Annotated in this window: 13 protein-coding genes; 6 read left to right on the top strand and 7 right to left on the bottom strand. The window is 66.7% G+C overall.

Annotated elements, in window-relative coordinates; genetic code table 11:
* Positions 1 to 30 precede the first annotated feature (30 nt).
* The 3 genes from B9A95_RS14415 to B9A95_RS14405 all read right to left on the bottom strand — a co-directional run bounded on the left by B9A95_RS14415 (position 31) and on the right by B9A95_RS14405 (position 1,971).
* Positions 31 to 288, bottom strand: a complete 258-nt coding sequence (locus B9A95_RS14415) for a hypothetical protein (RefSeq protein WP_084047952.1) — start codon at positions 286 to 288, stop codon at positions 31 to 33.
* 167 nt (positions 289 to 455) lie between these two features.
* Positions 456 to 1,010: a (4Fe-4S)-binding protein gene (locus tag B9A95_RS14410; protein WP_084047951.1), complete on the bottom strand. Its 555-nt coding sequence runs from the start codon at positions 1,008 to 1,010 to the stop codon at positions 456 to 458.
* A complete protein-coding gene (locus tag B9A95_RS14405; protein ID WP_084047950.1) occupies positions 973 to 1,971 on the bottom strand; it encodes a helix-turn-helix transcriptional regulator in 999 nt (332 codons plus the stop codon). The genes B9A95_RS14410 and B9A95_RS14405 overlap by 38 nt, the downstream gene beginning before the upstream one ends.
* 129 nt (positions 1,972 to 2,100) lie before the next feature.
* Between B9A95_RS14405 and B9A95_RS14400 the strand changes: the two genes are divergently transcribed.
* Together B9A95_RS14400 and B9A95_RS14395 are read left to right on the top strand one after the other, a co-directional pair.
* Positions 2,101 to 2,631 (top strand): DinB family protein, encoded by a 531-nt coding sequence (locus B9A95_RS14400; RefSeq protein ID WP_084047949.1) that lies wholly within the window; start codon positions 2,101 to 2,103, stop codon positions 2,629 to 2,631.
* 105 nt (positions 2,632 to 2,736) lie between these two features.
* A complete protein-coding gene (locus B9A95_RS14395; RefSeq protein WP_084047948.1) occupies positions 2,737 to 3,255 on the top strand; it encodes a DinB family protein in 519 nt (172 codons plus the stop codon).
* 57 nt (positions 3,256 to 3,312) lie between these two features.
* On the opposite strand, the gene ftsH is transcribed toward B9A95_RS14395, so the two are convergent.
* Complete coding sequence (gene ftsH / locus B9A95_RS14390; protein WP_084047947.1) at positions 3,313 to 5,178, bottom strand: ATP-dependent zinc metalloprotease FtsH; 1,866 nt, start codon at positions 5,176 to 5,178, stop codon at positions 3,313 to 3,315.
* Positions 5,179 to 5,364: 186 nt separating this feature from the next.
* Between ftsH and B9A95_RS14385 the strand changes: the two genes are divergently transcribed.
* Positions 5,365 to 6,765, top strand: a complete 1,401-nt coding sequence (locus B9A95_RS14385; protein ID WP_084047946.1) for a tetratricopeptide repeat protein — start codon at positions 5,365 to 5,367, stop codon at positions 6,763 to 6,765.
* A gap of 328 nt (positions 6,766 to 7,093) precedes the next feature.
* Positions 7,094 to 7,342 (top strand): hypothetical protein, encoded by a 249-nt coding sequence (locus tag B9A95_RS14380; RefSeq protein ID WP_084047945.1) that lies wholly within the window; start codon positions 7,094 to 7,096, stop codon positions 7,340 to 7,342.
* A gap of 154 nt (positions 7,343 to 7,496) precedes the next feature.
* On the opposite strand, the gene B9A95_RS14375 is transcribed toward B9A95_RS14380, so the two are convergent.
* Entirely contained in the window at positions 7,497 to 9,956 is a 2,460-nt protein-coding gene (locus B9A95_RS14375; protein ID WP_084047944.1) for a glutamine--tRNA ligase/YqeY domain fusion protein, read from the bottom strand.
* A 76-nt stretch (positions 9,957 to 10,032) separates the two neighbouring features.
* Between B9A95_RS14375 and B9A95_RS14370 the strand changes: the two genes are divergently transcribed.
* Positions 10,033 to 10,758: a GNAT family N-acetyltransferase gene (locus tag B9A95_RS14370; RefSeq protein WP_084047943.1), complete on the top strand. Its 726-nt coding sequence runs from the start codon at positions 10,033 to 10,035 to the stop codon at positions 10,756 to 10,758.
* Between the two features lie 381 nt (positions 10,759 to 11,139).
* Here the strand turns inward: B9A95_RS14370 and B9A95_RS14365 are convergent, their stop codons facing one another.
* On the bottom strand, positions 11,140 to 11,628 hold the full coding sequence (locus B9A95_RS14365; RefSeq protein ID WP_084047942.1) for a multidrug DMT transporter: 489 nt from the start codon (positions 11,626 to 11,628) through the stop codon (positions 11,140 to 11,142).
* Between the two features lie 137 nt (positions 11,629 to 11,765).
* Positions 11,766 to 12,923, bottom strand: a complete 1,158-nt coding sequence (locus B9A95_RS14360; protein ID WP_084047941.1) for a S1C family serine protease — start codon at positions 12,921 to 12,923, stop codon at positions 11,766 to 11,768.
* Between the two features lie 141 nt (positions 12,924 to 13,064).
* Here B9A95_RS14360 and B9A95_RS14355 point away from each other — a divergent pair, with 141 nt between their 5' ends.
* On the top strand, positions 13,065 to 13,517 hold the full coding sequence (locus B9A95_RS14355; RefSeq protein ID WP_084047940.1) for a gamma-glutamylcyclotransferase family protein: 453 nt from the start codon (positions 13,065 to 13,067) through the stop codon (positions 13,515 to 13,517).
* Positions 13,518 to 13,527: the final 10 nt, after the last annotated feature.

Genomic DNA, 13,527 nt, shown 5'->3' with positions numbered 1-13,527 from the left:
GTCTAGACCGGAAGTGGAGCGAGGCGAACTTCAGGCGGGGGGAGAGCGGTCCACGCCGATGGACGCGCCGAGGGCCGCGAGCCACCGCGCGTTCTCCACGCACACGGGCACGGCGGGCGAGGAGGTCTGCCGCGCACCCCACGGCGCCACCACACGAAACGTGGTGTCCATATTCCACGCCTCCACCCCCTGCCGCAAGCGTTCTCCGCAGCCGTCAAAGCGGGCGAGGAGTTCCACAACCAGTTCACCCACATCGAAGAGGGCGGCGGCGACTTGCGAAATCTCCATAGATGGTGCTCCCCCAAGAAACGGCGGAGTACAGCGCAAGCGTGGAGACAGCCCACGCCCTCCCGCGTCAGCCCTCTTTTGGTCGGCCTGACTCTTCTTCCGTCCCCTGTTCCTGATCGTGGGTGGGGACGGTGGGCGAACCTCGGGGCACACCCTTGAGCAGGGCTTTACCTCTCGTCCAATGCCTGGGCCCCATCCGCACGCTGGCCCTCACCGTGCCGGTCATCGCCACGTTTTTCGGATGGGGCCTCTCCACCGCTCTTCCACCCAATCTTGGCGTGGGTGCCGTCGCAAAAGGGTTTGTTGCTGCTCGCCCCGCAGCGGCACAGGGCGGCGCGGACTTCCCGGACTTCACCTGTAGCCGTCTCGATCACCAAATCCCCCCGAAGACCGACGGGGCCATCAACAACGGGGACAATGCGGGTGGGGCGCTCGGGCGCTTCGCCCTCTCCCCCTTCCAGCGCGTAGTGGAGCGCGCCCGTCGGGCAGGTCCGCACCACCGCGGCCACCTCCTGCGCCGCGGCGCTCCCTGCCTGGATCCAGGGCCGCTCCCTGGGGCGAAACACCTCAGGCAGACCGCGCACGCAGTTGGCGACGTGGACGCAACGCGGGGCGTCGTAGTACACCGTCACGCCGCTTCCCGCGTACGCCTTGCCGCGCAGGAGAGCACTTTCGAGCACGGGGTCAGTCCCCCGGTCTGACGGAAGAGGATTCTGGGTCATGCGGTATGGTACGCGCCGCCTGCACCTCGGCGCAGCGCTCCTTCAGAACCGCAAAGGCGTCCAGCAGTTGTGGCGGACTGTCTACCCGGAATGGACGCCCCACACCCAGCAGAAAGGCGGCGAAGCCCTCCAGGTTCTCCCGCTGACAGCGCAGCCGGGTGCCGCCGTTCTCAGGGCGAATCTCGGTGCGCCAGGCGGACACCTCGCCCCGCAGGTCCTCGGGCGGACAGGCGAGCCACACGCTGATGTTGTGCGAGGTGGGCAGGTGCGGCATGCTGGAACGCAGGTAGGCCAGCGCGTCGAAAGCTTCCGGCGGCGTGAACACGTCCTCCAGCACGTTGAGCCCCACCATGCGGTCCAGGCGAAAACAGCGCTTCTCGCCGCGCAGATGGCAGTGCCCCACCGCGTACCAGCGCCCGGCCAGATGCACCACGCGGTATACATTCACCCGCCGCATGGTTTCGTCAGCAGTCAGCGAACGGTAGACCAGCTCCACCGTTCGTGCCCGCCGCACCGCGCCCAGCAGCTCGGCCAGCAGCTCGGCGTCCGTCGTCACCACCCAGGGAGACGGGTCGAGCTGCACGGCGTCTTCGAGGGCATTCACGTTCTCGCGCAGGGTCTGGGGCAGGGTCCGGCTGAGCTTGGCGCTGGCGGCCTGGGCAGCGGGGGCCAGCGCAGCGAGCCCGAGGTGTTGCAGCGCCCTCAGCCCCAGCGCGAGGCTCAGGGCCTCCTCGCCCGTGAACATCAGGGGCGGTAGCCGAAAGCCAGGCTTGAGGCGGTACGCCCCGCCCACACCCCGCCGCCCTTCCACCGGAATGCCGAGGTCTTGCAACCGCGTCACGTAACGCTGCACGGTGCGCGGACTGACCTCCAACCGCCGGGCGAGCTCCGCACCCGTGACCGACTCGCGGGCCTGGAGCAGTTCCAGCACGGTCAGCACCCGCATGGAGGGGTCATACATGGGAACAGCATGACACGCAAAAGCGTCAGTTCCTGACGGGAATGTGGGCTAGGCTGGGAGCAGGTCATCCATCCGACGGTCTAACCGCTGTTGGACGGTTTGCCTCCCTGCGGAAAGGAACTTCCAGCCATGTCCTACACTGCCCTGACCGACCTGACCCTCGAATCTTTTCGCCGCAACGCGCGCGTGAATCAGTTTCTGCTGGATGCCCTGACCCCCGAAGATTTTGCTCTGAGCGACGGCCAGGGCGGCTGGCCCATTGAGCGGCACCTGCGGCACATGGCGGGTTTCCGGGTGGGCTGGCTGTGGAACCTCTCGCGCGACCACGCCCTGCCCCTGCTGGACACGACGCAAAAAGATGAAGACGGCGACCCCATGTGGCGCTGGCAAAACAGCCTGCCGACGGAATTAGGCGCCGCGTTCACGGCGGGCGACGAGGCGGCCCTGGCAGCGGTGCAGGCCCATCTGGCGTCTGGGGAACCCTTCGCGGATGCGTGGAACGAGGGGGCCTACCGCTCCCACCCGGCCCACTTCCTCCAGCACATCATTGTTCACGACAGCCACCACCGGGGACAGGTTCTGAGCCTGCTGCGCCTGGGAGGCCACAGCAAGGAAGACATGGACCGCCTCGACGACCACTGGGCGATCTGGCGGGAATAGGTGGCACGTCTGATCGTTTAAGGGCCCCCGGCCTCACTGCCAGAAGCTCTTTGCACCCCAGCGGTTAGACCGGCGCGACGGGTTTGACCCTCCGGAGGAGCCTCCATGCATATTTCCGAGCTCTACGCCTACCTCGTCCGCGCCCGGCGGGACCTCTGGGCCACGCTAGAGGCTGTGCCCGACGAAATTTTGTCCCGACCACTGCTGCAAGGCGAGCGCTTCCACTCCATCAAGGACCTCGCGTTTCACACGGCCAACGTGGAGGACGGCTGGATTCACTTCACGGTCCTGCGAGACGCGCCTGTGGAGGAGGCCTTTCCTGCCCTGAAAGAGGCGGGAAACGGCCCCGTCTACGCACGGTTCCCACTTTCAGAATTGCTGGACTACTGGCGGGCGGTGGAGCAGAGCACCCTGACTTACCTTGCCACGCTGACCGAGGCGGACTTGGAGCGCACCGTGGAAGACGGGCCCCAGGAGCATTTCAAGCTGGACGGTCTGCTGTGGCACGTCCTGCTGCACGAGGTCCGGCACACTGCGCAGATCGCCGCGCTCCTCCGCACGCAGGGCGTCCGGCCGCCCTCGCTGGATCTGGTTTTCTATCTCCCCAACGTCTGGAAGCCCTGACCGCAGGCAAGGACGAAGCCCCCGCCGGAAAGCGGGGGCTTCGTCCTTGCCTCTGACTTACGCCGTCGTTTGGGGCATGGGCTGCTGGCTGCCGCCAATGCGGGCCACCGCCTCGCGCACCACGTCGCCAGTGATCAGTTCCTGGGTGAGCAGGGCGTCGGCCACCTCGTGCATGGCCTGCGAGTATTCGCTGACCAGGCCCTTGGCGCGGTCATAGGCGCGGCTCAGGATGCGCTTGACGTCTTCGTCCACGAGCTGCGAGGTGTGCTCGCTGAACTCCTTGGGCTGCGCCATGTCCTCGCCCAGGAACACCGGCCCGTTGCCACTGGTGTGCAGGGCCATGTTCTTAAAGTTCTCGCCCATGCCCCACTCCAGCACCATCTTGCGGGCGATGTTGGTGGCCTTACGAAAGTCATCTGCGGCCCCTGAGGTCACGCTGCCCATAAAGACTTCCTCGGCGGCGCGGCCCCCCAGCGACACGACGAGCTGGTTTTCCAGCCGTTCACGGCTCATCAGCGCCCGCTCTTCGGGGAGGTAGAAGGCGGCCCCCAGCGCGCGGCCACGCGGAATGATAGACACTTTCTGGAGCTTGTCGCTGCCCGGGATCACGGCGGCGGTTACGGCGTGTCCGGCCTCGTGGTAGGCGATGGCCTTCTTCTCCTCAGGGCTGATGGTGAGAGAAGCGTTTTCCAGGCCCAGCGTGATCTTGTCGAGCGCGCGGTAAAAGTCGCTCATGTCGATCTGCGTCTTGCCCAGACGGGCGGCTTCAAGGGCGGCCTCGTTGGTCACATTCTTGAGGTCCGCGCCGCTGAAGTAAGGCGTGCTCTTGGCGACTTCGGGCACATCCACGCCCGTCGCCAGCGGCTTGTTGCGGAGGTGGACCTTCAGGATCGCCTCGCGCTCCTTGAGGTTGGGCAGATCGATGGTCACCTGACGGTCAAAGCGGCCCGGGCGCAGCAACGCGGGGTCCAGCACGTCGGGGCGGTTGGTTGCGCCCAGCACGATGACGCTGCTGGCCTTGTCGAAGCCGTCCATCTCGGACAGGATCTGGTTCAGCGTCTGCTCGCGCTCGTCGTGGCCACCACCGATTCCCGCACCACGCTTGCGGCCGATGGAGTCAATCTCGTCGATGAACATAATCGCCGGGGCACTCTTGCGGGCGTCCTCGAACAGGGTACGCACACGGCTCGCGCCGACGCCCACGAACATCTCCATAAACTCCGACGCGCTGACCGAGAAGAAGGGCACGTCCGCCTCACCCGCAATGGCGCGGGCCAGCAGCGTCTTACCGGTGCCGGGAGGACCCACAAGCAGCACGCCTTTGGGAATTTCCGCGCCGATCTGGTGGTACTTGCCGGGGTTTTTCAGGAAGTCCACGACCTCGATCAGTTCGCGCTTGGCTTCCTCATGGCCCGCCACGTCGGTAAACTTGGTCTGGACGCGGTTCTCCTTGCCGTACTTCTTGGCCCGCGACTGGCCGAACTGCATCACGCCGCTCTGGCCGCCCTGGGCACGCATGAAAAAGAAGTACATCATGCCAAACAGCAAGATGATCGGCAGGAAGTTCAGCACAATGCCCAGCCACTGGCTGGCCTGCTCGAAGCGGTAGTTCACGCCCTGGGCCTGCAGCTGCTGGATCAGGCTGCTGTCGGGCGCGGCCTGGCTGTTGGGCAGGCGGACATTGAAGCGCTGGATGGCCTTGGGCTGAACGCTGGGAGCCGGGTTGCCCACAGCGACGGGGGTTGGCTCCTTGAGGAACACCTCGGCCTGGCCTTCCCGCACGACGACCTGCTGGACCTTGCCCTGAGAGAGCAGGTCTTTGAACACGTTGTAGTTGACGCTGGTGCTGCGCGGCGTCTGAGAGAACATCAGGAAGAGCGCCAGTACGAACAGGACGATCAGCCAGGGATTGAGCCGTCTCAAGTGTGGTCCTCCGAGAATGACGAGAAGAATCGGGACGGCAGACCGTCCCACTGAAGTTGAGTGTACCAGACTCAACCTCGGGGGGCGTGGGGGGGGTTACAGAGCCGCCTTCACCGTCCGTCCAGAAAGCGCACGCGCAGGGCCGGGACCCCGCGGGCCGCTGCCGTCACGCTATTCTGGGGGGTGATGATCGACGTCGTCACCACCTGGCAACAGACCTGCACAGCGCTCGCGGGAGACGACTACGACGCGGCCTTCGTCGTGCTGGAGGCGGCGATGCGCGAGGCGAACAAGTCTGTGCGCGCCCGGCTGGCCCTCTACCTCGCCTCCGTTCACGCCCTGTACGGCGACGCGGCCACCACCGAGGCGGGCGCGGCGCTGCGCGAGGCCCGCACGCTGGACCCAGCCTTACGCGAAGACCCGCTGTACCTCGCCCTGAGCGCCGAACTCGACGCCCGGCTGCGCGGCCCCGACGCTGCTCCGCCACCGCCCGCCGCCGTGAATGCTGCGGAGCCCCTGGCCCGCTTCCACGCGCAGGCGGCGCTGGCCCTCGCCGGACACCCGCAGGAAGCGCTGGAGGTGCATCTGCCCGCCTCCGAACTGCCATCCCACCTGAAGTGGCGGCTGAGAAGCTGGCAGGCCGACGCCGAGGAGCAACTCGGGCACCCGCTGGAAGCCGCCAACCTGTACGCCGAAGCCGCGCACCACGCCCAGGGCCTCAACCGCGCGGTGATGCTTCAGGAACAGGCGGCGCTGCGGCTGCAACTCGGACAACCCGCCGAAGCCGCGCAACTGCTGGAACAGGCCCGGGGGCTGTACACCGGCCAGGACCCGGAAGAGGGACTGAATCTGGCCACCTGGAATTACCTGCACGCCCAGGCGCTGCTCAACCTCGGCAAGCCTGAAGACGCGCAGGCCGCCATCCGCGAGGCGGACCGATTGGAACGGCTTCACGGCGATCCCAGTTATGGGGTGGCGCTGGTGTGGGGGCAGGTCATGACCCACCTGGGCCAGACTGAGGAGGCACTGGGACACTTCGAGCGGGCGCTGACGCTGGCGGGCGAGGGCGACAAGCCCTACGCGCAGCACGAACTTGGCGTCGCCCTGCTGGACCTGGACCGGCCAGTAGAAGCCCGCGAGCGGCTGGAGGCGGCCCTATCGGACCCCGAGTACCCTTACGCGCCGGAGGTGCTGGCGGACCTGGCAGAGTGCGACTACCGCCTGGGCAGGCTGCAGGAGGCGCAGACCTCAGCCGAGCAGGCGCTCGCGCAGGGCGCCGTGGTCCCCGCCAGCCTGGTGCTGGGCAGCGTGGCGCTGGACTACTATCATCTCGACGAGGCGCTGGAGCATTACGAGCGCGTGGTGCGCGAGGCCGCGCCGCAAAGCCGCGACTGGATCACGGCACACCAAATGGCCGCCGATGTGATGGCCCAGCAGGGCTTCCGCGACCCCGCCGCCGCCTACGCCCACGCGCAGCAGGCGCTGGAACACACGCCTGAGAGCGACGACTGGCACGGCACACTGCAAGACCACCTGAAAAAGGCCGAGGGGCTGATGGGCGCGAACAGCGGGCGGATGCTGAATTAGAGCATGTGCCGAGAAGAGGACTCCTTTCTGACTGGGCCCGGCGAGCGAACTGGAATGCACATGGGGGAGAATGGGGGACCGCGCGTGGAAGGGCATCCCTCAGGGCTCCCCATTCTCCCCGTGCGCTGGGGCCCCTCCGCTCCGCAGCTGTTCCAGCCACTCCAGGCTTTCGCAAGGCCCTCCCTTCTGTGGACTCGGAGAGCTGTACCCGTCCCTGTAGGGGTTTATGAGAGAGGGTCAACAACAGAACCGGCGAGGCCCACATAGGACCGGCGCTACCGCGCAACGCTGTTCGCGCTTCGGCGTCCGCTCTGGCAGACGCTGGTTCATGACCACCATCGCGGGACGGAGCGGCAGACGTTCTCAGGGCTACGGCGTGAAGGTGAGCGGCGACGCGCAGACGCGGACCGGACGCTTCGTCGGGGAACACGTTGGGATGGAGATGGAATTGACGGCCGGCGCCCGCAGCGTGGCGGGGCGCTCTGGCGGGCGCGTGAACGGTTTCGACGCGGCCCTGACGCACACCGTCTCCGGTGTGCAGGGACGCCTGGGCGGCGAGAAGCTGGACTGCAGCTGACGGGCGACGCACCGCTCCTCGTGATGGCCTTCACCGCCGCGCTGGCTTACAGCAGCGTGCCGTGGGCCAGCGCGGGTGCGGGGAATGCGGTGTACGTGACCACCTGGGGATACAGAGAGCGGAGCGCCTTTTCACCCTCCGCCCTCTGTATCCCCTAACCCCTCAGCAATTCGCCCAGCTTGGCGGCGACCACTTTGGGGTCTGCCTGGCCGCCCGTCGCGCGCATGACCTGCCCGGTAAAGAAGCCCATCAGGCCGGTCTTGCCGCCCTGGTACGCCTCCACCTTGTCGGGGTTGGCCTCCATGACCTCGCGGATGGCGGTTTCGATGGCCCCGGTATCCGTCATTACACGCAGGCCCTCGCGCGCGACGATTTCGGCGGGCGCTTCTCCGCTGGCGGCGGCGCGGGCCAGCACCTCCTTGGCCATTCGGGTGCTGATCTGCCCCCCCGCGAGCAGCGCGGCGAGGGCGGGCAGATGGGCGGCGGAGAGGCGGCTCTCGCCCGAACGCAGGCCCGGCGCGAGATCGTTGACGGTCCAGGCAGCCACCTGCGCGGCGTGTTTCCCGGCCCCGGCGGAGGCGAAGAACGTCCCCAGCGCCCCGTCACGCGCGAGTGTGCGCGCGTCGGCCTCGGGCACGCCCTGAGCGGTCAGGCGGACAACTTCGGCCTCCTGCTCGGGCGGCAGGACCTGGAAAGGCTGGGCAGCAGGCGATGTGGCGGCCCTGGGCTTTTCCGCCCTTGGCGCTTTGCCCTGTGCGCTCGGCCCTGCGCCCTCTGCCTTCTCTGCCCGCTGCACTTCCTTCGCCCAGGTGTCGCGCAGCGTGATGATGCGCCCGAACACCAGAGCGCCTTCCCGGCTGTCCACCGGGTCACGCCAGAAATAGCCCTGACGCTCGAACTGATAGCGGGTATCGGCGGGGGCGCCCAGCACGCTCGGCTCCACAAAGCCTCTCGTCACGCGCAGGCTGTGGGGATTGAGAAACCGGAAAAAGTCCTCCTTGAGGGGCGCGGCTTCACTTTCGTGGCTCATGCGTTCGGGATCGAAGTCGGGAGCGATGTCGTCCTCGTTCTCTCCCTCCGGGTGGGCCACGCGGAACAGGCGGTCATACAGGCGGAACTCGGCAGGCACGGCTCGCTCGGCGCTGACCCAGTGAATCACGCCACCCGCCTTCGCGTCACCTTCCAGCAAGGTGGCGTGGATGAGGGTGACGGCCCCAGACTGGTCCGTCTCGAAGGAATCCGCACGGATAATTCCGGCACCGCGTAGGCGCACATTCCCACCCACCGTCAGCCGCTTGTAGCCCTTCGGCGGATCGGCGTCGAAGTCCTCGCGCTCGATGTAGACCTCGCGCGTGAGGGGCACGTCCCGCACCGCCTGCTCCGGCGAGACGCGCTCACCCGTGGGCAGCAGCACCAGCCCGTCCGGCGAGTCCCGAATTACGTCGTGGGGCCAGTAGGACAGCGTTAAGGTCTGCGTCTCCCCTTCAGGCAGGTTGGCGATCACCACGCGCACGGGATCGGTCACCGCCATCACCCGGGGAGCGCGGTGGTTGAGGTCTCCGCGCACCGCGTTCTCGTACACGCTGATGTCCACCGTGCGGTTGGTGCGGCTCACGCCGATCTGTGAGGCGAAGGCGCGCACCGCTTCGGGCGTCACGCCCAGGCGGCGCTGAGCGCGCAGGGTGGGCATGCGGGGATCGTCCCAGCCCGTCACCACGCCTTCTTCCACCAGCCGCCGCAACTTGCGCTTGGAGACGATGGTGTACTCCAGACTGCGCCGCCCGAACTCATACTGGTGGGGACGGGGAGAAAAGCCGAGCGTCTCCATCAGCCAGTCGTAGATCGCGCGGTTGTCCACGAATTCCAGGCTGCACAGCGAGTGCGTTACGCCCTCCAGCGCGTCTTGCAGGGGGTGCTGGAAGTCATACATGGGGTAGATGTGCCACGCGTCGCCCTGCCGGTAGTGTGGGTGGTTGACGATGCGGTACAGCACCGGGTCACGCAGCTTCATGTTGGAGCTGGCAAGGTCGATCTTGGCGCGCAGAACGTGGGCACCATCGGGGAATTCGCCCGCGCGCATTTGGCGGAAGAGGTCCAGGTTTTCCTCTACCGATCGGTCCCGGTAGGGACTCGGTGTGCCGGGCGTGGTGGGATTGCCGCGCAGGCGAGCCATCTCGTCGCCGCTGACGGACTCCACATACGCCTTTCCCATTCGGATGAGTTGCTCGGCGTACTCGTAGTAGCGCCCAAAGTTGTCTGAGGCATAGTACAAATGCTCGCCCCAGTCCCAGCCCAGCCAGCGCAGATCGTCAGCGATGGAGTCCACGTATTCCTGCCGGGTGAGTTCGGGGTTGGTGTCGTCCATCCGCAGGTGGTAGCGCCCGCCGTACTGCAGGGCCATCTGAAAATCCAGAAAGGAAGCGAACACGTGCCCGAGGTGCGCGTACCCGCTGGGATCCGGCGGAAAGCGGGTGACCACCTGCGGGTACTTGCCGCCCTTCAAATCCCGCTCGATGATCTCGGTGATGAAGTTGGGGGCCACGCGAGCGGCGGCAGTACCACCATAGGCAGTGTCCCCGCGCGCAGCGGTGGCCGGAGAGTCGGGGGCAGTCATAACGGTCAGGATACCGTTCAGGCCGCAAACGAAGAGGGGGCAGACGGGGAGTGGGGGCGAGGGGTACGGTACGTTCGTGACCTCACCCGTAACCGTCCGTCACGTGACCGGTCCAGATGACCCAGCCCTCGCCGCCTTCGGGCGTATTCAGGAGCGCAGCTACTACGCGCCCGACACGCTGATTCCGCCGGAAGCCTTCGGGCACCTCGTCTCCGCTGGAGGCCAGGGTGGGAGGCGCAACCGCATCGTGGTGGCCGAAGGTCCAGCAGGGCAGGTGCTGGGCGGCAGCATCTACCACCTGCTGCCTGAAGCCGCGTTCAGCTCCTTCGTGGCCGTGGCCCCTGAAGCGAGGGGCCGGGGGATCAGCCGCCTGATTCACACCGCCCGAATGGACGATGTGCGGACCCACGGCCTCGCCGGTCTGTTTGCCGACAGCGTGTTTCCCGAGCGCCAGGACGCCGAGGACCGCGAAGCCGAGGCCCAGGTGGGCATGAACCCGCTCGTGCGCCGCCGCGCCCTGAACGCCCTGGGCTACCGCACGGTGGACGTGCCCTACTGGCAGCCCGTGGGCGGTCCCAATGGCGGTCCGCTGACTGATCTGGACCTGCTGTACGCCCCCCTGAACGGCGGCAACACCGTAGCCACCGCCCTCGTCGCCGAAACGATGCGCGCCTACTGGAGCGGCTGGCTGGGAAAGGGCCGCGCCGGACGGGAAGCGGAAGCGCTGGCTGAGCGGGCGGGAACAGGCGTGCTCGCACTGCTGCCTGCGACGCAGACGCCGGGGTACTGGCGGGGGAGGTGAGGTTGGGCCAGCGGGGTGGTCCCCCCTCTCCGAACTGTACCGGTCACCCCTGGCCGCGCCAGGCCCTCCCTCCTGCGGAGCTCTACGGGTCCGTTTCGCAGCGCCGCGGGTTGTACGAGGGGAGAGGGTCAAAAACCACCACACCGCTTCTCAGCAGCGTCACGGAACAAAACCCATGAAGACCGCCCCTAGGCACAGCGCACAGGCCTCTTCCTACTGGGTAACGCAGCCTCGCGTTCAAAAGAATGGTGGAGGCGAGCAAAATGACGCGCCCCACCATGAGCTCCCCCTGCCCCGGTGGGGGAAGCCGGAGCAAGGTACCCTGCCTCCAACAGCAATCACGCCCCCCGAAGGAAGCGTGATGCTGAAGCGTTCCCCGTTTTACGCCGCAGGCTGCTCGCCCGCGCCATCCGGCTCTGCCGTGCGCCGCCCACGAGCAGGCCGCTCAGGAGCAGCGTCGGCGGGAGCTGCAGGCGCAGGAGCCGAGGCCGGAACACCGATCTTGACCAGCGTGTCCCCAAAGGCCCGCATGGCGTCGCTCGCCTCCAGCTCGGACACGGCGCGGGCGTTGAGCGCCTTGAGCTCCTCACGCGTAACGGCGTACTCGGGTGCGTCGTGCCCCTTGAGGGTTCGGAGCACGCTGTACGCCGTGCCCGCCTCAATCAGCGCGCCCTTGGTGGTGGTGACGCTGGCATCGGTGGTCATGTCGTTGCCCACCAGCGTGATTGCCTCCGGCGAGATCAGGGTTACGCGGTCACCGCGCTCCTCCATATGGGCGGCCAGCTGCAGCAGCCCGCGCAGATGCAGCATGTGGGTGAACATGTCGAGGTGCGCGAGCATCGCACCGGCTTTTTTCAGCAGATTCTCCATGTCTGTATTTTTCTGTTTTGGACAGAATTGTCAAGAGGGCATCGGCTTAATACTTCTCGCTTATTCTTTCCACAACAGAACACCCCGGCAAAAAAAGGAGGGGAGTCCCCCTCCTCCGAACCGGTTGGTCCGGACGTTTAGCTGCGGACCTGCGTGCTGGGCACGAGCGTCAACTTGATCTGAATTTCCTTGCCCTCCCGGAGGACGGTCAATGTGACCGTATCGCCAGGCTGGTAGCGGCGCACCGCGTACTGGAAGTCCGAGAAGTTGGTCACCCGCTGACCGTTCACCGCCGTTACGATGTCGCCGGAGAGCCGCTTGCCATTTGCATCGTAGTTCAGGGGTTGCAGCCCGGCGCGGGCGGCAGGGCTGTTCTTGGTCACGTCGGTGAAAAACGCTCCGGGAGTCTCACCCAAATCAAAGTACTTGCTGAAATCAGCGAAGTGCTCGGCGGGCAGAGCGCTAACGCCCTGCAACTCACCCGGCAGGTTCAGACCGATGCCGATCATCGGCGCGTTGCGCTTGACGCCCTGGCGGAAGCTGGCAATCCGGGCATCTTCGCGCGTAATCGGCACGGCGAAGGAATCGGGGGTGTTGTCCTCGCCCCTGACGCGGATATAGCTCACCACGCCCACCACCTCGCCCTGCGCGTTGAGGATGGGGCCGCCGCTGTCACCCGGCACGAGGGGAGCATTCATCTCCAGAGTGCCAGGGGGAAAGTCCGCGCGGCCCGCATCGGCGTTCAGACCAATGAGGCGGCCCGTTTTGGAGGTCAGGAATGCGCCGCCCCCGTTGCCGATGCCCAGCAGGGGGTCTCCGATAACCGGTCCCCGGGCCGCGAGCGGCATGAATGGCGTTGCGCCCGGCACGTTGACGCGCAGCAGGGCGATGTCCGCCTGCTCGTCATAGCCGACGACTTCCACGGCGTAACGCTTCTTGTCGAGGGTCTGCGCGCTGAGTGTCTTGGACCCGGCAACGACGTGATAGGCCGTCAGCGCGTAACCGTCCCCAATGAGAAAGCCGGTGCCCACACCGCCGGGATCACTGCAATTGGTGGGTGGGCAATCTTCCAGACGTAGGGTGGCTGGGCGCAGCTTTTGGAACAGGGCGCGGAGGGCAGAGGCCTCGGCGGCACTCAGGGCTTTGGGAGCGATCTTCGCAGGTTCTTGCGTCTGGATCTTGCTCTTCAGGCCGGGCGTTGCGGCAGCGGAAGGCGTCGTCTGCGCCCCTGCCGTGAGCAGCAGCGACAGCGTGAGCGCCAGGCCGCGCGAAGCGGCCAGTCGAATGGCATTCATGCGCTCCAGTCTGTGCCGCTTAACCCCAGACATGTGTGCCGTTCGTTTCGTTCTCACCAGACTCCGCCTTTACCATTTGGGTTCGTCCTGGCGGGACAACACGTCAGCCGTAGAAATGCAGTGGGCGCTAGCATCAGGACCATGACGGCGGCCCTCCTGACCCGTGTATTCGTGTACGGCACCCTGCGGCCCGGCGAACGCAACGCGGCGGTGGCGCGGCGGGGCGGCACATTTACGGCGGTGTCTGCCCTCCTGTCCGGTTACCGGCTGCTGCACCTCCTGCCTGAGGCGTACCCGGGCGTCGTGCCCGGTGCCCCCGAAGACACGGTGCTGGGCGAGGTGCTCACCTACGCGCCCGCTGACTGGGACCGTGCCCTGCCCTTCCTCGACGAACTGGAGGGCGTCAACGACACCCCGCCCCTGTACATCCGCGAGCAGGTAACGGTGGGGCTGGAGGGCGGACGGGAACTTTCGGCCTGGGTCTACGTGTATGCGGACACGGCGCGGCTTTCCCGCCCAGGGGTGCGCCCGGTGCCCGAAGGCGACTGGCGAATGAGGAAAGAAAGGGACTGGCCCCAGGCAAGCGAGCACTGAGGGCCCCATC

The organism is Deinococcus hopiensis KR-140 (genome assembly GCF_900176165.1).
Lineage (GTDB): Bacteria > Deinococcota > Deinococci > Deinococcales > Deinococcaceae > Deinococcus > Deinococcus hopiensis.
This window is presented reverse-complemented; position numbering and strand designations above follow the sequence as displayed.

Coding starts and splice junctions, on each gene's coding strand:
- B9A95_RS14415 (WP_084047952.1), bottom strand. CDS start 288: ATGGAGATTTCGCAAGTCGCCGCCGCCCTCTTCGATGTGGGTGAACTG.
- B9A95_RS14410 (WP_084047951.1), bottom strand. CDS start 1,010: ATGACCCAGAATCCTCTTCCGTCAGACCGGGGGACTGACCCCGTGCTC.
- B9A95_RS14405 (WP_084047950.1), bottom strand. CDS start 1,971: ATGTATGACCCCTCCATGCGGGTGCTGACCGTGCTGGAACTGCTCCAG.
- B9A95_RS14400 (WP_084047949.1), top strand. CDS start 2,101: ATGTCCTACACTGCCCTGACCGACCTGACCCTCGAATCTTTTCGCCGC.
- B9A95_RS14395 (WP_084047948.1), top strand. CDS start 2,737: ATGCATATTTCCGAGCTCTACGCCTACCTCGTCCGCGCCCGGCGGGAC.
- B9A95_RS14385 (WP_084047946.1), top strand. CDS start 5,365: ATGATCGACGTCGTCACCACCTGGCAACAGACCTGCACAGCGCTCGCG.
- B9A95_RS14380 (WP_084047945.1), top strand. CDS start 7,094: ATGACCACCATCGCGGGACGGAGCGGCAGACGTTCTCAGGGCTACGGC.
- B9A95_RS14375 (WP_084047944.1), bottom strand. CDS start 9,956: ATGACTGCCCCCGACTCTCCGGCCACCGCTGCGCGCGGGGACACTGCC.
- B9A95_RS14365 (WP_084047942.1), bottom strand. CDS start 11,628: ATGGAGAATCTGCTGAAAAAAGCCGGTGCGATGCTCGCGCACCTCGAC.
- B9A95_RS14360 (WP_084047941.1), bottom strand. CDS start 12,923: ATGAATGCCATTCGACTGGCCGCTTCGCGCGGCCTGGCGCTCACGCTG.
- B9A95_RS14355 (WP_084047940.1), top strand. CDS start 13,065: ATGACGGCGGCCCTCCTGACCCGTGTATTCGTGTACGGCACCCTGCGG.